The sequence below is a fragment of the Paenibacillus sp. FSL P4-0127 genome (assembly GCF_038007325.1).
Taxonomy (GTDB): Bacteria; Bacillota; Bacilli; order Paenibacillales; family Paenibacillaceae; genus Fontibacillus; species Fontibacillus macerans.
In genome coordinates this window covers 51,815-74,464 of record NZ_JBBOWY010000001.1, presented here as the reverse complement: position 1 = coordinate 74,464, position 22,650 = coordinate 51,815, and the positions used below count along the sequence as shown (strand labels likewise).

The 22,650-nt window shown below is 55.5% G+C and carries 14 protein-coding genes; 13 read left to right on the top strand and 1 reads right to left on the bottom strand.

From position 1 onward, the window contains the following. Positions 1-108: 108 nt before the first annotated feature. The gene (locus NYE74_RS00265) at positions 109-921 is read left to right on the top strand and encodes a formate/nitrite transporter family protein (protein ID WP_036626621.1); all 813 of its coding nucleotides are present in this window, start codon (positions 109-111) and stop codon (positions 919-921) included. A gap of 170 nt (positions 922-1,091) precedes the next feature. Here the strand turns inward: NYE74_RS00265 and NYE74_RS00260 are convergent, their stop codons facing one another. Further along, a complete protein-coding gene (locus NYE74_RS00260; protein ID WP_341004540.1) occupies positions 1,092-2,270 on the bottom strand; it encodes an ROK family transcriptional regulator in 1,179 nt (392 codons plus the stop codon). A gap of 251 nt (positions 2,271-2,521) precedes the next feature. On the opposite strand from NYE74_RS00260, the gene xylA reads away from it, so the two are divergent. The 12 genes from xylA to NYE74_RS00200 all read left to right on the top strand — a co-directional run bounded on the left by xylA (position 2,522) and on the right by NYE74_RS00200 (position 22,537). Beyond that, positions 2,522-3,838: a xylose isomerase gene (xylA, locus tag NYE74_RS00255; RefSeq protein ID WP_036626617.1), complete on the top strand. Its 1,317-nt coding sequence runs from the start codon at positions 2,522-2,524 to the stop codon at positions 3,836-3,838. A 114-nt stretch (positions 3,839-3,952) separates the two neighbouring features. Next, positions 3,953-5,449, top strand: a complete 1,497-nt coding sequence (xylB, locus tag NYE74_RS00250; RefSeq protein ID WP_341004539.1) for a xylulokinase — start codon at positions 3,953-3,955, stop codon at positions 5,447-5,449. Between the two features lie 500 nt (positions 5,450-5,949). Then, on the top strand, positions 5,950-6,114 hold the full coding sequence (locus NYE74_RS00245; protein ID WP_170180017.1) for a hypothetical protein: 165 nt from the start codon (positions 5,950-5,952) through the stop codon (positions 6,112-6,114). Between the two features lie 618 nt (positions 6,115-6,732). Next, positions 6,733-8,559: a sensor histidine kinase gene (locus tag NYE74_RS00240; RefSeq protein ID WP_270618900.1), complete on the top strand. Its 1,827-nt coding sequence runs from the start codon at positions 6,733-6,735 to the stop codon at positions 8,557-8,559. Continuing rightward, the gene (locus NYE74_RS00235) at positions 8,552-10,096 is read left to right on the top strand and encodes a response regulator transcription factor (protein ID WP_270618915.1); all 1,545 of its coding nucleotides are present in this window, start codon (positions 8,552-8,554) and stop codon (positions 10,094-10,096) included. The genes NYE74_RS00240 and NYE74_RS00235 overlap by 8 nt, the downstream gene beginning before the upstream one ends. A 217-nt stretch (positions 10,097-10,313) precedes the next feature. Continuing rightward, positions 10,314-11,810: an ABC transporter substrate-binding protein gene (locus NYE74_RS00230; RefSeq protein ID WP_213509959.1), complete on the top strand. Its 1,497-nt coding sequence runs from the start codon at positions 10,314-10,316 to the stop codon at positions 11,808-11,810. Between the two features lie 89 nt (positions 11,811-11,899). Beyond that, positions 11,900-12,829: an ABC transporter permease gene (locus NYE74_RS00225; RefSeq protein WP_278739096.1), complete on the top strand. Its 930-nt coding sequence runs from the start codon at positions 11,900-11,902 to the stop codon at positions 12,827-12,829. 25 nt (positions 12,830-12,854) lie between these two features. After that, positions 12,855-13,772, top strand: coding sequence for a carbohydrate ABC transporter permease (locus NYE74_RS00220; RefSeq protein ID WP_036626610.1), 918 nt, complete (start codon positions 12,855-12,857; stop codon positions 13,770-13,772). Positions 13,773-14,110: 338 nt separating this feature from the next. Next, positions 14,111-16,408, top strand: a complete 2,298-nt coding sequence (locus NYE74_RS00215; RefSeq protein ID WP_341004538.1) for a glycoside hydrolase family 3 N-terminal domain-containing protein — start codon at positions 14,111-14,113, stop codon at positions 16,406-16,408. Positions 16,409-16,414: 6 nt separating this feature from the next. Further along, complete coding sequence (locus tag NYE74_RS00210) at positions 16,415-19,624, top strand: alpha-mannosidase (RefSeq protein WP_341004537.1); 3,210 nt, start codon at positions 16,415-16,417, stop codon at positions 19,622-19,624. A 48-nt stretch (positions 19,625-19,672) separates the two neighbouring features. Next, the gene (locus NYE74_RS00205) at positions 19,673-20,992 is read left to right on the top strand and encodes a glycoside hydrolase family 125 protein (protein WP_341004536.1); all 1,320 of its coding nucleotides are present in this window, start codon (positions 19,673-19,675) and stop codon (positions 20,990-20,992) included. A gap of 546 nt (positions 20,993-21,538) precedes the next feature. Further along, positions 21,539-22,537 carry a glycoside hydrolase family 130 protein gene (locus NYE74_RS00200; protein WP_124332825.1) on the top strand — a complete coding sequence of 333 codons (999 nt, stop codon included), beginning with the start codon at positions 21,539-21,541 and terminating at the stop codon, positions 22,535-22,537. Positions 22,538-22,650: the final 113 nt, after the last annotated feature.

Here is a 22,650-nt window from a genome sequence, read left to right as displayed (position 1 = left end):
GGCTGGGAACAATTCCCCGGAGCGTTAGGTAGTTAAGATTTTGTTTTGACCGGCACCGGACAAAATATTAAGATATATAAAAATTGAAGGAAATCGACTGGAGGCGCTATGGAGACCGAATCGTTATTAAAAGTGGAAGAGCTGGCACTCAAGAAGTACAAAATTTTTCGCCAAAGTCAAATCCGTTATATCGCCAGGGCGATGCTGGCCAGCATGTTTATCGGCTTTGGCGTTATCGTTGCCTTCAAAAGCGGCAACTATTTCTATCTTGAGCATTCTCCGCTTACATACCCGATGGCGGCCATTACGTTCGGCGCGGCCATCATTCTGATCGCTTACGGCGGAGGGGATCTGTTTACCGGGAATACGTTTTATTATACCTTTGCCGCGTTAAGGAAGAAGCTGAAATGGTCGGATGTCGGCCGGCTTTGGGGGCTTAGCTATATCGGGAATATCATGGGAGCCGCCGCTTTTGCTTTGCTGATTTATTTGACGGGCCTGTTTACCGATCCCTCGGTCAACAGCTTTCTGCTGAGCGTTGTGGAGCATAAAATGGCCACGCCTACCCTTGAGCTGTTTTTTCGCGCGATCTTGTGCAATTGGCTTGTTTGCCTGGCCTTCTTCATCCCGATGTCGCTGCAGGGCGACGGCGCCAAGATGTTCGCCATGATGCTGTTTGTTTTCTGTTTTTTCATCTCCGGATACGAGCACAGCATCGCGAATATGTGCACGTTCGCCATCGCGCTGGTGCTGAACCATCCGGGGACGATTTCTTTTGCCGGCGTGGTTCACAATTTAATCCCGGTGACGATAGGCAATTTGATCGGCGGGGTGATGTTGATGGGCTTTATGTATTACTTCGCGAACAAGCCTTATTTGGATGCCCAGGAGGCAGGCGATCTTCCGCAAGACAAACATTGATTTCGTTGCCTAGAAAATATTTCGTTCGAAGCGTAATATGAGGTTGCAGGTGCGGGGGAGGCGTGAAACCGCGGAGCAGCCGCAGCATTTGAGGCGGGCGAAGGGCAACGAGATTCAAGGTTATTAGGCTCCGGAGGATGATGGATCCTCCGGATTGTATTAAACCTGCGCTAGGATTCCGCCGGTTCGATATGCGGGTCCGCCAAAAAAGCGGTGATCGGCATGGATGCGGCGCCCAAAGCGGTCGAGCGGATGCCGAGATTGGCGAAGGCGACATGCGATTTTTTGCGATGATAGGAAAGGCTGCGGTTTTCCAGCGTTTCGAGCATCGCGTCCTGCAGCAGATCGCCGGCCAGCGACAGCCGGTTGCCGATGACGATCAGCTCAGGGTTCAGGATGTTGACAAGGTTGGCCAAACCGACGCCAAGCTGGGCTCCGGTTTCGTCCAGGAGGCGGATCGCTTCAGGGGCGCCCTCGCGGGCCAGCCGGACGATCTGCTCCAGGTCGGGAACCGCGCGGCCCCACAGCTTGCCGGCCCGGTCCAGCAGCGCTTTTTCGGAGGCCAAGGTCTCCCAGCAGCCCCGGTTGCCGCAGCGGCAGAGGGGCCCGTCTTCGGCCACGGTCATATGGCCGACCTCGCCGGAGAAATTCGAGGTGCCGCGGTACAGCTCCCCGCCTACGATGATCCCCGAGCCGATGCCGATCCCGATGCTCAAGTAGATCAGGTTGAGGGCGTCCCGGCCGGCCCCGTACAGTTTCTCCCCGATCGCGCCGGCGTTCGCCTCGTTATCGATATGGATGTTGCCGCCGAATTCGGCGGCGAAGGGGCCGAGCAAGTCGACCTGGTTCCAGCCCAGATTGGGGGAGGACACGACGCGGCTATTCTCGTCGACGAGCCCGGGAACTCCGATGCCGATCCCGACGATGCCGTAGGCGGAATCGGGCAGTTTTTTGGCCAGCTGGCGGATCGCTTTGCGGATTTGCTCCAGCACGCTGTCCGGGGAAGAGTCGGCCAGGGCGGCGGTTTTCTCCTGCAGGACGTTGCCCTCCAAATCGACGAGCACGGCCAGCAGATCGTTTACGCGAATATCAATGCCGATCGCGTATCCGGCGCTGCGGTTGAACAGCAGCAGGGTCGGCTTGCGGCCGCCGCTCGATTCGCCGGGGCCGATTTCGGCGACGAGCCGGCTGTCGATCAGCTCGGACACGAGGGACGACACCGTCGCCTTGTTGAGTCCGATCGCGGCGGAAATATCCGCCCGGGACAAGGGCTGGCGCTGCCGGATCGTGTCGAGGACGATCGTTTTGTTCATTTTTTTGATCAGCTGCTGGTCGCCTGTTATTTTCATCTTTTTCCTCCACAGTCACGTTGCGTATATTCCGTATACCTTATTTACGTACTTTATACGCATCATACACAACAGTCCCCCGAAAAATCAACAAAAAACAACAACTTAGTTTATTGGCTAGACAAACTAAGTTGAACGTGATACGATCTAGTTGTGCAGGGCATGCTGCCTGGAAACGGCGAGCATGCTCCTTATAAACCAATGGATGTAAAGGCTTACTTAAAAACCAAACCGGTTGGGAGGACTTTATTGTGAGTTATTTTAAAAACGTGAACAAAATCCAGTATGAAGGCGCAGAATCAACGAATCCGCTGGCGTTCAAACATTATAACGAAAACGAAGTCGTGCTTGGCAAATCGATGAAAGACCATCTGCGTTTCGCGGTGGCTTATTGGCACACGCTGACGATGAACGGCAGCGACCCGTTTGGTCAAGGCAACATGATCCGTCCGTGGGAAACCGTAAGCGGACTGGACCTCGCCAAGGTGCGCGTGGAAGTCAACTTCGAGTTTCTTGAAAAGCTCGGTGCACCGTACTTCTGCTTCCATGACGTGGACATTGCGCCGGAAGGCGAAACGCTGAAGGAATCGAACGAAAACCTCGACGTGATCGTCGCAAAAATCAAGGAAGGCATGAAAGCGACCGGCGTGAAGCTGTTGTGGAACACGGCCAACATGTTCTCCAACCCGCGTTACGTTCACGGCGCGGCAACGACCTCCAATGCCGACGTGTTTGCTTACGCTGCGGCGCAAGTGAAGAAAGGCCTGGAAACGGCGCTTGAGCTGGGCGCGGAAAACTACGTGTTCTGGGGCGGACGTGAAGGTTACGAGTCTCTGCTGAACACGGATATGGGCTTGGAGCTCGATAACCTGGCGAGATTTTTCAACATGGCGGTTGATTACGCCAAAGAAATCGGCTTTAAAGGCCAATTCCTGATTGAGCCGAAGCCGAAAGAGCCAACCAAACACCAATACGATTTCGACGCGGCCACGACGATTGCATTCCTGCAAAAATACGGCCTGCAGGATCATTTCAAACTGAACCTGGAAGCGAACCATGCGACGCTGGCCGGCCATACGTTTGAGCACGAGCTGCGCGTAGCCCGCATCAACAACATGCTCGGGTCGATCGACGCCAACCAGGGCGATCCGCTGCTGGGCTGGGATACGGACGAATTCCCGACCGATCTCTACGCCGTTACGCTGGCGATGTACGAAATTTTGCAAAACGGGGGACTGGGCTCCGGCGGCGTGAACTTTGACGCCAAAGTAAGACGCGGATCTTTTGAGCCGGAAGACTTGTTCTATGCGCATATCGCCGGTATGGACAGTTTCGCCAAAGGATTGAAGGTGGCCGGCAAGCTGATCGAGGACAAATTCTTCGACAAGCTGATCGAAGAGCGTTACGCCAGCTTCAAAACCGGCATCGGCGCCGATATCGTATCCGGCAAAGCCAACTTCAAAACGCTGGAAGCTTACGCGCTGCAAAACAGCAAAATCGTCAACAAATCCAACCATCTTGAACTGATCAAAGCCCGCCTGAACGAATATATTTTCAGCGCGAAGTAATCAGGTTGTCCGGACACCTGTCCGCCTTATATGTATGAAAAGGGACGCATGCCGTCCCTTTTTGTGGTCGTACGCCCCTGCCTGCCGGGGAAATATGAAAGGAGAATCGTACGGATGAAATATGTGATCGGCATCGATCTTGGCACGAGTTCGGTCAAAACGCTGCTCGTCGGCCAAGACGGCGAAATCAAGGGAGAAGCCTCCGCGGCTTACCCGCTCATTCAGGAGCGTCCCGGGTACAGCGAGCAAAATCCCGAGGAATGGGTAAATGGCACGATCGATTGCTTGAAACGGCTGCTTGAGGAGAGCGGCGTTTCCGCGGCGGACATCGAGGGCGTGTCGTTCTCGGGCCAAATGCACGGACTGGTGCTGCTGGATGAGCAAAACAACGTGCTGTGCAACGCGATTTTGTGGAACGATACGCGCACGACCAAGCAATGCCGGGAAATCGAGGCGAAGCTGGGCGATCGGCTGCTAGAAATTACGCGCAATGCGGCACTGGAAGGATTTACGCTGCCGAAGGTTTTATGGGTGCAGGAGCATGAACCGGAATTGTTCGCCAAAGCGGCGCGTTTCGTGCTGCCGAAGGATTATTTGCGGTACCGGATGACCGGCAAAGTGCAGATGGAAATCTCCGACGCCGCCGGAACGCTGATGCTGAACGTGCCGGAAGGAAAGTGGAGCGATGAAATCGCCGCCGCGTTTGGCCTTCCGGAAGGCTTTTGCCCGCCGCTCGTCGGCAGCACCGAGGAGACGGGGACGCTGCTGCCTGAGTTTGCGGCGCAGACCGGCCTGTCTTCGGCGACGAAGGTGTTCGGCGGCGGCGCGGACAACGCCTGCGGCGCGGTTGGCGCGGGGATCGTCCGCAAGGGCGACGCGCTGTGCAGCGTGGGGACCTCCGGCGTTGTCCTGACTTACGAAGAGGACAAAAACAAAGACTTCGGCGGCAAGGTGCATTTCTTTAACCATGCCCATCCGGGGGCGTTTTACGCGATGGGCGTGACGCTGGGCGCGGGGTACTCCCTGAGCTGGTTCAAGGAGTCGCTGGCGCCGGAGCTGAGCTTCGACGAACTGCTGAAGCCGGTGGGCGGCATCGCTCCGGGCTCGGAGGGGCTGCTGTTCACCCCTTACCTGGTGGGGGAACGTACGCCGCATGCGGACAGCGTCATTCGCGCCAGCTTCATCGGCTTGTCCGGCACGCACCGCCGCGAGCATCTGGCCCGCGCCGTTATGGAGGGGATCACGTTCTCCCTGCAGGAGTCGTTTGACCTGATCCGCCAAGCCGGTATCGCGGTTGAGCGCGTCATTTCCATCGGCGGCGGCGCGAAAAATCCGGTCTGGCTGCAGATGCAGGCCGATATCTTCGGCAAGCCGGTCGTCGCGCTGAAGAACGAGCAGGGCCCGGCGATGGGCGCAGCGATGATGGCCGCCGTCGGCAGCGGCTGGTTCGCCAGCCTGAAGGAATGCGCCGACGCGTTTATCGGCTACGCCGCCACGTACGAGCCGATCCCGGCCAACGTGGAAAAGTACGCCCGGCTCTTTAAGCTGTACCAGCAAGTTTACGCGGCCACCCGGTCGCTGAATGAAGGGCTGCAGGAATTCCGGGGGTAAAGTGCATATGTGTTTTTACCTCCCGTCTGCTTGCAGCGGCGCCTGTTCCTTCGGGAACGGGCTTTTTTTTTCAACCTTGTAAAATTTCGGGTGTGGTAGGGGGGGCGATGCGCAGGTAGAGGGGGAGAGAAGAGGATCTGGGGAGCTAAGGGACACCAGTGCCGTTATTTTCGGAAAAACGGAGGTTTGCAAATTGTAACGGAAACAGATGACCTTATTTACCTCAAATCGGCGTGGATGAACGGGTTTAGAGCGAAATAGGGTCATGTGGGTCCGTTAGGCTGGGAAATACTCGGGAAATGGGTGGATAAGGCCGCTGGTAGTCCGTTAGAGCAACGTCCAATGTTTAGGAAGAGCCTCCAATCGCTCCAAAGTAGAAGTCAGCGCCATTAAAGGACGCCGTCAGCACTGGCGTTGTATAAACTCAAACTCTTCACAAGACAACTTGTTGCCTTGATACATTTCAGGTTTTCCGCAAAGGCTTAGGTGTCTAAATAAAATTGAGCTTGCAGAAGGAAATCATAGCAACGGTTGTAGCAGCGGCTATTTTACGAAAAAGCCCTGTTCAAAATTTTAACGGTTGGGGGAAGCGTTATTTGCCTGAATCTAAGCAAAATGAGCCGGGTTTCAGTGAAATAAGCGCTATGGCAACCGTTACAATTTGAAATCAACGTTTTTTGAGCGAATAGCGGTGGTGGCAACCGTTAGATTAGTTGTGGCTAGAGGTGTATCTTGTGGATCTTGTCGGAATTAGTGCAACGCTAGTGCGCCGTCAGGCGTTTTTCTGATCGTGGGTAAGCCGGACGCCGGTTTCCGCAGCCTGACGGACTGTTCAGATTGGAAATATCCAATAGAACAGACATCCAGTGACAGACACAGCGGTTTAATTGGATATTTCCAATAGATCAAGCTTGGCAGGGCGCAGAATGGGCCATTTGGGCGAAATCTATTGGATTTTTCCAATGAGAGTTCACAATGGAGTTCGAGGTTCGGTAATCTATTGGATATTTCCAATGAGAGGTAAAAGGACGACTGGGTAGCGGGGAGCTCATCAGGTGTGTGGTGCGTGAAAATCACGCCAAGATGTACTTTAAATTTCAGCCTCGGCCTCGCGCCCCTCGGCCTGCTCACGGCAGCCCCGCGTCCGCCGATGGCAGCCTAGAGCCGCCAAGGCCAAGCTCTCCCAGGCCAAGCTCCTCCCGGGCCAGGCCCGCTCCCAGGTTATGCAAATCACATGCTCCGTTCGGCATGATATAATTGACCTATGCGGGAGGAGGGGCGTCATGATGATCCGCAGCATTTACCGCAATTATTTCAAAAACAATTTGTTCATGAAAATCATTCTGGTTTTTTCGGTCATTACGATCGTTACGATCATTACGTTCTCCTACCTGATGTTCAAATTCATGTCGGAGTCCGCAGTGCAAAGACAGCTGGATATTCAGAAACGGGCGATTGAAAGCGTAAGCAATTATATCGGCGGGAAATACAATTCGGTGCAGGCGATGGTGCGGGACATATACCGGGATAGCGAGCTCGCCTCCAATACGTCTTATTTCCTGGAGCACCCGTATCAGGATTACGTACGGTACCGGTTGGATCGTTTTTATACGGAGAACAGTTCTTTGACGGATACGGTGCTGTATTTCCGCAATCAGGTGGAGGATAATCCGGATATCCGCAGCCTGATGCTGTACAGTGCGGATCAGCAGCACTTGTATGCCTTTGGCAACGACAAGCAGTTCAAAATCATCTCCACCAACGCCGCCCGCTCGTACGTTCCGGATGTCATGTATCAGCAGGACAGCTCAAACGTAGCGGCGGCCAACATTTGGGTGCGCAAAGCGGTGGGCTTGCCGGCTGATCCGCCGATGTATTCCGTTCGCGTGCCGGTCAACAATAACCAGTCGCTGCGGAATATCGGGCAACTGGTCGTTTATTTCGATACGGACAAGATTTGGAACAGCATGGCTTTTTACAAACAAGACTTGAAAGGCTCCATTCTGGTCATCTCCGCCAACGGGGACGTGCTGTTCGATTCCTCCGGCATATACTACGGCCGGAAGTATCCGTACAATGAGCAATTGAACTCGATTTACGACAGCGGCGTGTTGGGCGGGAAGACGATCGTCACCAAGCTGACGCAAAGCCAGGGCGGATTTACGGTGCTGAGCGCCGTGCCGAAACAGGAACTCGCCGATACGTACGTTGGGCTAAGAAATACGATTCTCACCATCAGCATCATCTGCATCTTTTTTGCGATTATGATTCCTTCGCTGTTCATCAGCAATTTCGCCAAACGGATGTACGGGATCATCCGGTTTACCCGCAAGGTGCGCGGCGGGGATTTGGCGGCGCGGATCGCCGATCCGCGGGAGGACGAGCTGGGGCAAATCTCCCGCAGCTTCAACGAGATGCTGGATGAGCTGAATCAATACATCGAAAGGGTGTACAAGGCCGAAATCAAGCAGCAGCAGACCGAACTGGTGGCGCTTCAGGCCAGGATCAACCCGCACTTCCTGTACAACACGCTGGAAGTGATCCGCATGCGGGCCGTCTCCCAGGGGGCGAGGGACGTCGGCGAGATGATCTACAGCTTGTCCGTGCTGTTCAAAAGCCTGGTGCAGCAGAAAAAAATCTACACCCTGAAAGACGAACTGGAGGCCTGCCGGCTTTACTTGGAGCTGTTCAGAATCCGCTATAAAGATAGATTCAATTACAAGCTCGTAGCCGATCCCGCCCTATTCGGCAAATCGGCGATGAAGCTTTCGCTGCAGCCGATCATTGAAAATTACATCGTCCACGGCATCAGAACCGACCGGGACGATAACCGCTTGACGGTCAGAGTTCAGGATGAGGTCGATATTATCACAGCCGTGATTCAAGATAACGGGAAAGGCATTGAGCAAAGCAGGCTGGCCGAAATCCGCGAAGCGCTGGAGAGCAAGGAAGAGCCTGGGGAAATGTTCGGGCTGCGCAGCGTTCACAGCCGGCTAAGGTTCTTGTACGGGCCTGCATACGGGATTGAAATCGAAAGCCGGCCTGGAGAAGGGACGACGATTGTAGTACGTTATCCAAATCGGGAAGGATCGGATGCAGAAAATGTATAAAGTGTTTATTGTCGATGACGAGCCTTTTATTATAGAAGGGCTGTACGATATTTTGGATTGGCCGGCGTTCGGCCTGGAGATTGTCGGGCACGCGGAAAACGGGCGGCAGGCGCTGGACGCGCTGCAAACCACCCCCGCCGACGTGCTGATCACCGACATTTCGATGCCGGTGATGAACGGCTTGACCTTGATTTCCGAGGCGCGCAAGCGGCATAAGGATCTCAAGGCGATCATTCTGAGCGGCTTCAATGAGTTCGATTACCTGAAGGAAGGCATGCGGCTGGGCATCGAAAACTATTTGCTGAAGCCGATCAACGTGGAGGAGCTGGAATCCACGCTGCGCAATACGGTGGAAAAACTGGAAAGCCAGCGGTCCGAGGAATTGTACGACGCTTACGACGTGCAGATTCTCAAAGACAACACGTTATACCGCTGGCTGAACGGGCAGATCGCGGCCAGGGAATTTGCCGAGCGGGCCGAACTGCTGAGCCTTTCGTTAAACGGCCCTTTTATGGCCGTGGCTGTGCTGCGAACGGGCGGCAGCCAAAATGAAACCTTCGAGGAAACGGCCAAGTTTTTGAAAGCTAAGAATGATATTATGCCTTTTCGCGACGTTGACGGCGATATCGTGCTGATCGGCATGCTGGGGACCGAAGCCGAAGGGAAGCGGGATTTTCTCGCCAAGCTGCGAGAGCTCAAGGAAGCGCTTGCCGCCCGGAATATACCGGTGCAAATCGGCGTCGGCGGAGTCTGCCCATTGCGGCCGGAGGGTCCGCCGCCGTGTGAAGAAGGCGCCGCAAGCTATAAAGAGGCCAAACGGGCGCTGGAGTATTTTATGATCTATCCGGATCGCCCGCTCATGGAGTACAAGTCGCTGGAGCTTGATAAGGGCGGCGAAGGCGGCGTAATATCCCTGCCTTGGGACGAGTATGCCAAGCTTATTTTGGCCCGGGACGCGGAAGGATTAAAGCAGCGGATCCAAACCGACTTCGCGGAGCTGCAGCAAACGCCGGGCATCCGCCCGGAGGACCTGCACAACGCTGCGCTCGAACTGGTAGTCAGATTTAAAATGGAGCTTAAAGAGATCAAGCATACCGACGAGACGGACATCTTCCGCAAAGGGTTGGACCGGGTGCAGGGCAGCGCCGCGTTCTCCGAGCTGGTGGGACATCTCCAGGGCGTGGCGGAGGAAACGGTCGGTTCGCTGCTGCAGGATGCCAAAAATCCGGTGGTGAGCCAGGTGCTGGAGTACATCCATGGCCATTATGCCGACGAGCTTTCCTTGAAAACGCTGGGGGCGCAATACCATATCCACCCTGTTTATTTAGGCCAGCTGTTTCATAAGGAGACGGGGGGTTCTTTTGCGGAATATATCAATAAATACCGGATCGAAAAAGCAAAGCAGCAGCTCAAAAACACCAATCTGAAGGTGCATGAAATCGCCCGCAATGTGGGATATTGGGAAATCGGCTATTTTTACAAACAATTTCGGAAATATGTCGGCATATCGCCCACTGATTTCAAAGCCCTTCATTAGCATGCGATGCAACGGGAAAAATACCCGGGGTAAAGAAAAGGAACTAACTCCTTATGTAAGGGATTCCATTCTTTATCCCGGGGTATTTTTTTGCGGCCGATCTTTTCTTTAATTTGTACCCTGATTTATTAAATTTAGCTTCTTTTTGAAATGGCTTTCATTCGGTAAGGTTGTATTAGATAGATTACAGAAATTCATTCGAAAGGGAGGATCCAGCATGAGCAACAGCAAAAAGAGCTTTTCCTTCGCACTGGCGATGCTAACGGCTCTGGTGTTTGTGTTAAGCGCTTGCGGAGGAGGCAAAAACAGCGCCGAGGGCGGCGCGCCGGCAGCCGGCGGGGACTCGGGCAAAACCGTAAACCTCATTTGGTACACGATCGGCACTCCGCAAAAAGACGTGGACAAAGTTATGGAAGAAGTCAGCAAGTACACGAAGGAAAAAATCAATGCCACGGTTACGATGAAAATGGTCGACTGGGGCGACTACTCGCAAAAGATGCAGGTTAACGTCGCTTCCGGGGAGCCGATGGACATTTTGTTCACCGCTTCCGGCTCCGGTAGCTTTGATTATGTGCAAAACGCCAGAAAAGGCGCGTTCCTGGAGCTCGACGATCTGCTTGAGCAATACGGAAAAGACCTGAAAAACACGATCAATCCGGCGTTCCTGGAAGGCTCCAAGGTCGACGGCCACAACTACGGCATTCCGGCCAACAAAGAGCTTCCACAGCTGGAGGCATGGTTCTTTAATAAGAGCCTTCTTGACAAATACAATTTGGATATCGAAGGTGTCCGGTCTTTGGATAGTCTGGAACCGCTCTTGAAAACGATCAAGGAAAAAGAGCCGGGCGTAACGCCGTTTGCGATGGATAAAAAATATATTCCTTACGTTCCATATGATTACATTATTCAAGACCTGCCGATGGCGGTAAAACTGGACACCACCGACTATAAAATCGTCAACATTTTGGAAACTCCGGAAATGCAGGAAGCCCTGAAAACGATGCACAAATATTATAAAGCGGGTTATGTGGCCCCCGAAGCGGCAACGACCGGATCCATCGAGGATTTGAAAAAGTCCGGCAACTGGCTGTTATTCCGGCAACAAACCCAGCCGCTCGCAGACAATATGTTGTCCGCAAGTTTTGGATATCCGGTCGTATCTACGCCGGCGAGCGACGCCATTGTTACGAATACTTCGGTTCAAGGTTCGATCATGGCCATTTCCGCCAACTCCGAGTATCCGGAGAAAGCGATGGAATTCTTGAACCTGCTGAATACCGATCCGGTACTGCGCAACATGATCGACTCCGGGATCGAGGGCGTGCACTACAAGAAAGTCGACGACAAACATATGGAAAACCTGGACGAATCGAAAAACTACGACATGCCGTCTTATTCCTTGGGCAACAACATGCTGCTCTATTTGAACCCGAACGATCCCGACGACAAATGGGAGCAATTCAAGCAGTTTAACGCTTCCGGCGTCAATTCGCCTACCTTAAGCTTCAACTTCGACAGCACAAAAGTGGCTACCGAAATGGCTGCTGTTCAAAATGTGAGAGAGCAATTCTGGTCCTCGCTGATGACCGGGACCGTCGATCCGGAAGAATATCTTCCGAAAGCGATTCAAAAATTCAAAGAAGCCGGTCTTGACAAGGTTATGGCCGAAGCCCAAGCCCAGCTCGACACCTGGAAAGCTGAGAACAACAAGTAACATTTAGGAAAACTGAACATTTGAGGATCGGGCGGGTGAACGTTGCGCCCGATCTTTTTTCATGATGAAGACAGGAGGGGAACACAAAGATGGCCGCATTTTTCAAAAATGTACTCAAAAACAAAGTCATGTTATTTATGGTGTTGCCGGGGGCCATTTGGTTTTTCTTTTTCTCATACCTCCCCCTGGTTGGCACCGTGGCCGCCTTCAAGCAGTACCGTTTCAGCCGTGAAGGGTTTTGGGCCAGCCTGGCCAAAAGCGAATGGGTCGGCTGGGACAACTTCAAGTTCCTGTTCATGACGGACGACGCTTTTACCATAACGCGCAACACGCTGCTGTACAATCTTGCTTTTATTTTTATCGGATTGGTGCTGTCCGTGGCGATGGCGATCATCCTCTCCGAGCTGGCCGGCAAAGTGATGGCCAAAGTGTATCAAACCGGAATGTTTCTGCCGTATTTCCTGTCCTGGGTTATCGTCGGCTACTTTGCGTTCAGCTTCCTGAGCATGGACCGGGGGATGCTCAATCAAATCCTCGGCTGGTTCGGCGCCGAACCGATCAATTGGTATTCGGAAGCGAAGTATTGGCCGTATATATTGGTGTTCGTCAATTTGTGGAAAATGGTCGGCTACAACAGCGTCGTGTACCTGGCTTCCATTATGGGCATCGATAAATCGCTGTACGAAGCGGCCATGATCGACGGGGCGAGCAAATGGCAGCAGGTCCGCAACATCACGATCCCGCTGCTTTCTCCGATCATCATTATTATGACGCTGCTCGCGGTCGGCAAGATCTTTTACGCGGACTTCGGTTTGTTCTATCAGGTGCCGAGGGATTCCGGGACGCTCTACGCCGTGACCAACGTCATCGACACTTACGTGTACCGCGGTTTGAAAACGACCGGGGAAATCGGCATGAGTACGGCGGCGGGGCTGTATCAATCGGTCGTCGGTTTTATGCTCGTCCTTGTTTCCAACTTCATTGTGCGCAAAATCGACAAAGACAGCGCCCTATTCTAAATCAAGCTGAAAGGAGTGTCAGGTTATGGCGGAGGTTGTTAGAAAACACAAGGATTTTCATCATGTCTCGCGCGGATGGAACGCGGTTTTGCACCTGATTGCGGGCCTATTTTCTTTCATGTGCGTATTTCCGTTTTTGTTCGTCGTCATTATTTCATTTACCGATGAAAAAACGCTGGCCACGGACGGGTACCGGTTGTTTCCGGCCAAATGGAGCCTGGAGGCTTACCGTTTCGTGTTCGAAAGCGGGGACTCGCTGCTCCGCTCTTACGGGGTGACGATTTTGATTACCGTGGCGGGCACGATCCTCAGCTTGGTGCTGATCGCGCTGTACGCTTACGCGATTTCGCGGAAAAGCTTCCGCTACCGGCGGTTTTTCTCCGTGTTTGCAATCGTGACCATGCTGTTTAACGGCGGGATGATTCCGACTTATATGGTCGTGTCCCAACTCATGGGCTTGAAGGATACGCTTTGGGCGTTGATTTTGCCGCTGGCGATGAACGCTTTCTACATCATGATTCTTCGTACGTTTTACAGCACCAGCGTGCCTGAAGCGGTCATCGAATCGGCGCGGATCGACGGGGCGGGCGATTTCTATATTTTCCTGCGCATCGTATTGCCGCTGTCGCTGCCGGGCCTGGCCACGATTGGCCTATTCAGCACCTTGGGCTACTGGAACGACTGGTTTAACGCCCTGCTGTACATCGACAATCCGAACCTTGTGCCGCTGCAATCGATGCTGATGCGGATCGAATCGAGCATCCAGTTCATTCAGCAAAACTCGCAAAACAGCTCGCTGAGCTTGCAGGCGCTGTCGTCGATTCCGCAGGACACGGCGCGCATGGCGATGGTCGTGCTGGCGACGCTGCCGATTATTTTCGCCTATCCGTTTTTCCAACGCTACTTTGTGCAGGGGCTTACGGTAGGGGCCGTTAAAGAATAAGAGAGGCCAGGAACCGGCTCGACCTAGAAATCGGTGCTTGATAGCCGGCTAGAGCTAGAGCTAGAGCTAGAAGCTAGAATGGCTGCCGGAACGACTGACCATCGGACATCAAAATAGCGACACTTTATGTGCTTATTATCCGGAGCCTAGCGTGCTCAGGTCCATTAGCGACATTTTATGTACTTATTTTCCTATGAATGGGCCAGAACGCAGTTATTTTCTTGCGATGGAGGAAAATAGCGGCATAAATGTCCCCTATTTCTCTCGAATGGACTGATACTGCCGATATAACGACATTTTTTGTTCTTAACACGCATTTAAAATTAAGCGAGGTGGAGATGTTGCTTTACAAGGACAGCACGAAACCGATTCCGGAACGGGTCGAACATCTGCTTGGGCTGATGACCGTGGAAGAGAAGGTCGGGCAGTTGGTTCAGCCGTTCGGCTGGCAAACCTACGAGCATGTGAACGGCGAGATCCGGCTGAAGGAGTCGTTTAAGGAGCAGGTGAAAAACGGCGGGGTTGGCTCGTTGTACGGCGTGCTGCGGGCCGACCCGTGGACGGGCGTCACGCTCGAAACCGGCCTGTCGCCGCGTGAAGGCGCGGAGGCCGTGAACGCGCTCCAGCGTTACGCGATCGAGCACTCGCGGCTCGGCATCCCGATCCTGATCGGGGAAGAATGCTCGCATGGTCATATGGCGATCGGCGCGACCGTGTTCCCGGTGCCGCTGTCGCTCGGCAGCACCTGGAACGTGGACCTGTACCGGGAGATGTGCCGGGCGGTGGCCCGGGAGACGCGCAGCCAAGGTGGCGCGGTGACGTACTCGCCGGTCCTTGACGTCGTGCGCGATCCGCGCTGGGGCCGGACCGAGGAATGCTTCGGCGAAGACGCTTATTTGATCGGCGAGATGGCCGTGGCTGCGGTGGAAGGGCTGCAGGGCGAAAGCCTGGACGGCGCCGACAGTGTGGCCGCGACGATCAAGCATTTCGTCGGCTACGGCAGCTCCGAGGGCGGCCGCAACGCGGGCCCGGTGCACATGGGGCGGCGCGAGCTGCTGGAGGTGGATATGCTGCCGTTCCGCAAGGCGGTGCAGGCGGGAGCGGCATCGATCATGCCGGCCTACAACGAAATCGACGGCGTGCCTTGCACGACCAATAAGGAACTGCTGGACGGCGTGCTGCGCGGCGAGTGGGGGGTTGACGGCATGGTCATCACCGACTGCGGCGCGATCGACATGCTGGCTTCCGGCCACGATGTGGCCGCGGACGGCCGGGACGCGGCCGTTCAGGCGATTCGCGCGGGCATCGATATGGAAATGTCCGGCGAAATGTTCGGCAAGCACCTGCTGGAAGCGGTGCGTTCCGGCGAGTTGGAGGAAACGGTGCTCGATGGGGCGGTCCGCCGCGTGCTGACGCTGAAATTCCGGCTGGGCTTGTTCGAGAACCCTTACGGCGACCCGGACCGGGCGGAGCGGGTAATCGGCAGCGCGGAGCATGCGGCGCTGGCGCGGAAGCTGGCGGGCGAAGGCATCGTGCTGTTGAAGAACAGCGGCGTGCTGCCGCTCTCCACGGACGCCGGGAAAATCGCCGTGATCGGCCCCAACGCCGATGTGGGCTACAACCAGCTCGGCGACTACACCTCGCCGCAGCCGCGGTCCAAGGTGACCACCGTGCTCGGCGGCATCCGCGGCAAGCTGGCGGCTGCGCCGGAGCGGGTGTTGTATGCCCCGGGGTGCCGGATTAAAGGCGATTCCCGGGAAGGCTTCGAAACCGCCTTGTCCTGCGCGGAGCAGGCGGATACGGTCGTCATGGTCGTCGGCGGCTCCAGCGCGCGCGATTTCGGTGAAGGCAGCATCGACTTGAAAACAGGGGCTTCAAAGGTCACCGGGAACTCCTGGAGCGATATGGACTGCGGGGAAGGCATCGACCGCATGTCGCTGGCATTGTCCGGGGTTCAGCTCGAGCTGATTCAGGAAATCCACAAATTGGGTAAACCGCTGGTAGTGGTTTACATTAACGGGCGTCCGCTCGCCGAGCCGTGGGTCGACGAGCATGCCGACGCCATTTTGGAGGCGTGGTATCCGGGGCAGGAGGGCGGACACGCCGTGGCCGACATTTTGTTCGGCGATGTGAACCCGTCCGGACGCCTGACGATCTCGATTCCGAAGCATGTCGGGCAGCTTCCGGTGTATTACAACGGCAAACGTTCACGGGGCAAAAGATACCTTGAGGACGATTCGCAGCCGCGCTATCCGTTTGGATACGGGTTAAGCTACACGGAATTCAGTTACGCAGGGTTGACCGTTCAGCCGGAGGCGATTTCGCCGGATGAAACGGTCAAAGTAACGGTGGATGTCACGAATACCGGTGATCGCGCCGGTGCAGAGGTCGTGCAGCTGTACATCACCGACGTGGCCAGCACTGTAACGAGACCGGCGAAGGAGTTGAAAGGATTCCGCAAGGTGTGGCTTGCTCCGGGGGAAACCCGGAGGGTCGAGTTTACGCTCGGCGCGGAGGAGCTGCAATATATCGGCCCCGGCTACAAACCGGTCGTCGAACCTGGAGAATTCCATGTCCATGTAGGCAAAAACGTAAACGATACGCTGAGCGCCAAGTTTTTTGTGCGGGAGGGTTAATGAAAAATGGAACGGATCAGACGTTTTATTCGGGAGCTGTCGGACGCGGCGTGGCTGGAGCAAATCGAGCTGCGCAATTGGAAGATCACGAAGTCGGCATATTTGGTTCCCGGAAAGTACACCGAGGAAGCCGGCTACCCGGAAGGTCAAGGGCTTGAGCGGTTTCCGAGCACGCAGGGAACGACGTATTTTTTTAGGAACGAGTTAACGATCCCGGACCGCTGGCAGGGCGGCCATGTCGGCCTCGTATTTGCTTCCGGGGGCGAAGGGCTGCTGAGAATCGGGGGAAAGTCGTATCAAGGACTCGACCGGAACCATACTTTTGTGACTTTGCCCCGGGAGCGGGGGAATCGTCCGCTTCAGCTTGAAATCGAACTGTTTGATCCGATTCCGGAGCCGGTCGATCCGTTGAACCGGCAGGCGGTCATTCAGCCGCCGATTTCTTCGATTCAGAGCAAGCTGGTGTTGGTCAACCGTCCGGTGCAGAGTCTGATGTACACGGCGACCGTGATCCGCGATTCCGCCGTGCTGCTGCCGGAGCAGGATATGCGGCGCTCGCGGCTGATCGAGGCGCTGCAGGCTGCGATGGACGAGTTTGTGGCGCTTGATCCTGATGCGATTCAAGATGGCGAAGGGATCGCCGAAATCGAGCGGCGGCTGGCTGAGCGGGTCAAGGCGATCGGCGGCAACGCCGAAGGCCTGATCCATATGATCGGCCAGTCGCATATCGATATCGCCTGGCTGTGGCCGGCGCGCGAGACGGTGCGGAAAACGAGCCGCACGTTCGCGACGGTCGACGCTTTAATGCGCGAATACCCGCAGTACCGGTACGCGCAAAGCCAGCCGCAGCTGTTCGCTTATTTGAAGGACAACGACCCCGAGTTGTACGAGCGTGTCAAAGGGAGAATCAAGGAAGGGCGTTGGGAACTGGTCGGCGGCATGTGGGTCGAGCCCGACCTCAACCTGCCGAGCGGCGAGTCGCTGATGCGGCAAATGCTGTACGGGCAGCGCTTCTACCTGGAGGAGTTCGGCCAAACCTCGGACATCGAATGGCTGCCGGACACGTTTGGCTATTGCGCTTCCTTGCCGCAAATTTTGCGGCATGGCGGCATCCGCTATTTTATGACGACGAAGCTTGGCTGGAACGACACGAACGTGTTCCCGTACGACCTGTTCCATTGGGTCGGCATCGACGGCACGCCGATGTTGTCTTACCTGAACCACGGCGTTAACGAAAATACGCTGCCAAAAGACGTGCACGACCATTGGCAGTCTTACCGGCAAAAAGCTGTGCATCCCGAGCAGATGCTGCTGTACGGGCACGGCGACGGCGGGGGCGGCGTAACCCGCGAAATGCTGGAGTACATCGGCCGTTCCGGGCTGATGATCGGCCAGCCGGCCAGTGAATACAGCACGGCGGCGGCGTTTTTTGCCGGGATTGAAGTGGCGGGGCCGCAGTTGCCGTCGTGGCACGGAGACTTGTACCTGGAGCTGCACCGCGGAACGTACACGACCCATGGCCGCAACAAGCGGAACAACCGGAAAGCGGAAATTTTGTACCGCGAAGCGGAAGTGTGGAACACGCTGGGGGCTTCGTCGCTGCCGGCGGAACGTCAGCGCGAGGTGCAAAGCACGCTGCATGACGGCTGGAAGCTGATTTTGCTGAACCAGTTCCACGACATCATCCCGGGTTCGGCGATTACGGAAGCTTACGAAACGTCGGAAAAAGAATATACGGAAATTTTCGCAAAAGGGGATTCCGGATTGCGGCATGGCCTGACGGCGCTGGCCGGGCAGATCGCCACGGCGGGCGAAGGCAAGCCCTACATCGTGTTTAACAGCCTCGGCTGGTCCCGCGACGCGGTGATCGAGGTTTCCGGGCACGGCTTCGGCCGCTCCGTCGCCGCCTATGACGAAAACGGCGCGCGGCTTGCGCTCGACTTGCTGCCGGGAACGGGCGGAAATGCCGAGGCGGCTTGGGTGCGCGTACCGGAGGTTCCGGCGTTCGGTTACAAGACGATCTGGCTGAGAAGCGAAGCGGGTTCGATGGCAGCGGCGTCAGTTGGAGGAGCGGCAGACGGAGGGGCGGATAAGGCGGATATCCTTGCTGCCGTCGGCCAGATCCTGCAGGAGAAGGGCCTTGCCGCCAAGGAACGGATGTTCACTGACCGTTGGGAAACGGAGCACTACCGCTTAACGTTTAATGAGTGCGGCGAAATCGTTAGCCTTTGGGACAAAGCGGCGGACCATGAAATCGTGAAACCGGGCGAAGCGGCTAACCGGTTCCACTTCTTCCATGACCGCCCGACGCTGTGGGACGCCTGGGATATCGACAGCCGCTACGAACAGCAGCCGGCCGGGCAAACGAAATTGCTGGAAAGCCGGCTCGCCGCCCGCGGTAAGATCAAGGATGTGCTGCAATTCCGCTGGCGTATCGGCCAGTCGGAAATCACGCAGGACCTGATCCTGTATCATCATGACCGGCGGATCGATTTCCGGACGAAGGTGAATTGGAACGAAGCTCACAAGCTGCTGAAGGTCGGTTTCCCGATCGATGTGGTGACCGACAAAGCGACCTACGAGATTCCGTTCGGCGCGCTTGAGCGCGTCACGCACCGCAATACAAGCTGGGAGCAGGCGCAGTATGAAGTGTGCGGTCACCGTTTTGTGGACGTATCGGAACGGGGGTACGGCGTGAGCCTGTTGAACGACTGCAAATACGGCTACGACGTTCAGGGCAGCACCATCCGCCTGTCCCTGCTGCGCGCGCCGAAATGGCCGGACGTCACGGCGGACCTGGGCGAACACGAATTCACGTATTCGCTGTACCCGCACCTCGGCGATTGGCAGACGGCTCATACGGTGCGCGCCGCGGCCGAACTGAACCACATCCCGGCGGCCCTTGCCGTAGAGGCGCATCCGGGAACGCTGCCGCCCGCTCAATCGCTGATCGGCTTTACCGGCGAGCACGTCGTGCTCGATACGGTGAAACCGGCCGAGGACGGAAGCGGCGTTATCCTGCGGTTCTACGAATCCGCCGGCGGACGCGAACGCGTGGAGCTGAGATGGAACCAGCTGTACAGCAAGGTATACGTATCGAATGCGCTCGAACAGGAGCTTGATCTGCTGGCGGCCGAAGCGGGCCCGATCCGGCTCGATTTTGCCCCGTACGAGATCAAGACGATTAAAGTAATGGATCCTATTTCGTGCAATTAATAATTCAACTCATGAAGAAACCAGACCATTAAAGGAGCGAGACTGCTCATGGAACAATTTAGACTCCCGAAAATCCCGATGCCGAAGCTGGAGCTGCCGCAGGCCGTTCAGGATGTGCTGGCCGAAGCCGAGGTGAAGCTCGCGTTTCGTCCGAAGCTTTTGCAGCTGTTCAAAAACTGCTTCCCGAACACCCTGGAAACGACGACCAAGCTGATGGACGACGGCACGACCTTCGTCATCACCGGGGACATTCCGGCCTCCTGGCTGCGCGATTCGGTGGAACAGGTCATCCACTACGTGCCGCTGGCCAAAAACGATCCCGAGTTGCAGCGCATCATCGGCGGATTGATCAAGCGCCATATCCAATACGTCCATATCGACCCGTATGCCAACGCTTTTAATGAAACGGCGAACGATTGGCACTGGAACACGACGGACGAAACGGAGATGTCGCCTTGGGTGTGGGAGCGGAAATTCGAAATCGACTCCCTCTGCTTCGTCGTCCGGCTCGCTTATGCGTACTGGAAAGAGACCGAGCTGACCGATATTTTCGACGCCGGCTTCAAAGCGGCGATGCGGAAAATTTACGAGCTGTTCAAAACCGAGCAGCGCCATTTTGAGCAGTCGCCGTACCGGTTCACCCGCAACAACGGCATTCCGGCCGATTCCTTGCGGAACGGCGGTCTGGGCATGCCGGTCAATTACACCGGGATGATCTGGTCGGGCTTCCGCTCGAGCGACGACTCCTGCGATTTCCATTACAATATCCCGGGCAACATGTTCGCCGTCGTCGCGCTACGCCAGATGCAGGAATTCGCCGAATGGGTTTTCCGCGACATGGATTTCCTGGCTGAGCTCAAGGAGCTGGAATTCGAAGTCGATCACGGGATTAAGTTGTACGGCATCTACCGCCACCCGGAATTCGGCCCGATTTACGCTTATGAAACCGACGGCTTCGGCAATTACTGCCTGATGGACGACGCCGGCACGCCGGGCCTGATGTCCATTCCGTATCTCGGTTATGTCGGCGCGGACGATCCGGTTTATCAAAATACGCGGCGTTTTGCCCTGAGCAAGGAAAATCCGTTCTACTTCGAAGGCAAAGCGGCAAAAGGCATCGGCAGCCCGCATACGCCGAAGGATTACATTTGGCATATGGCTTTGTCGATGCAGGGCCTGACGGCGCGGACGAAGGAAGAAAAGCTGGAGATGATCGCGATGCTGGAAGCGACGGACGCCGGCACAGGCTACATGCACGAAGGCTTCCACGCCGACGATCCGAACACGTTCACGCGCAAATGGTTCGCCTGGTCGAACAGCCTGTTCTCGCAGCTCGTGTACCGGGCCATGCAGGAAGGCATTTTGTAGGGGGTTGTCCGATGGGCTTGTCCGATGGGCATGTCAGTAGGGCATGGTCAGTAGGGCGTGTCGGTAGGACATATTTGTAGGGCGATCTGACAAGATACATTTTCTAGCCACACAAATTTTCTAACGGTTGCCACAAGCGCTATTTGTTCCAAAAACGTTGATTTCAAATTGTAACGGTTGCCATGGCGCTTATTTCACTTAAATCGGGCTATTTTTGCTTAGATTCAGGCAAATAACGGCACTCACAACCGTTAGAATTTAGAAAAGGTTTTTTTTGGAAAATAGCCGCTGCTACAACCGTTAGATTTCCGGCGGGCGACAGTATCGATTCGAAAGCCTAAGCTTTTAAGGAAATCTGAGCAAAAATTAATGCAACGCTAGTGCCGAAAACCCGGCGCTGGGGCCCGTTAGGATGAGACGCAAGCCGGCGGACCGGACTCGATCGGACTCGATAAGGCTTGATCAGACTCGATCGGACTCGATCAGACCGGAACTGGCATCATATCTGATAAATAACCTTTTATACAAGAAGGAGACATGACGACGATGAGCAAAATTATTGGCGAAGCCCTGAAAAACATCCCTTGGCAAGACAAACCGGCCGGCCTGAACGCCCCGGTTTGGCGTTACTCGCAGAACCCGATTATCGAACGCCACGCGATCCCGAGTTCCAACAGCGTGTTCAACTCGGCCGTTGTGCCTTTTGAAGGCGGATTTGCCGGCGTGTTCCGCTGCGATTCCCGTTCGGTGAGCATGGACATTTTTGCCGGATTCAGCGACGACGGGATCAACTGGAAAATCAACCACGATCCGATTCAGTTCGAAGGGGACGAGGAAGTGACCAAGCGGGAATACCGCTACGATCCGCGCGTCTGCAAAATCGGCGACCGCTATTACATCACCTGGTGCAACGGCTACCACGGCCCGACAATCGGCATCGCGTATACGACCGATTTCAAAACGTTCCACCAGCTGGAAAACGCCTTTTTGCCGTATAACCGCAACGGCGTGCTGTTCCCGCGCAAGATCGGCGAACGTTACGCCATGCTCAGCCGCCCGAGCGATACCGGGCACACGCCGTTCGGCGATATTTTTTACAGCGAAAGCCCGGACCTCACGTTCTGGGGCAAACACCGCTATGTGATGGGGACGATTAACGGCGACGCGTCCGCATGGCAGTCCAAAAAAATCGGCCCGGGGCCGGTTCCGATCGAAACGGACAAAGGCTGGCTGCTGATCTACCACGGCGTTATCAATACGTGCAACGGATTCGTTTACCGCATGGGCTGCGCCCTGCTGGACATCGACAAGCCCTGGATCGTTAAAGCGCGGTCGCGCAATTACATCCTCGGCCCGGAAACGCTGTACGAATGCGTGGGCGACGTGCCGAACGTGACGTTCCCGTGCGCGGCTTTGACCGACGCCGAAACCGGCCGGATCGCCATTTACTACGGCTGCGCCGACACGGTGACCGGCCTGGCGTTCACAACCGTGGACGAACTGCTGAGTTACATGGAAGAATATCCTTTAGAAACGGAAGCTTGAACGTACCGAACCGCCGAATAACTGCAAATGTTAGTCTGTTAAACAAATAAAGGGAAAAAATGTCGCTAATATGGAAACATCACCCACTAGAGTGCAATAGAGGAATTTTAGGT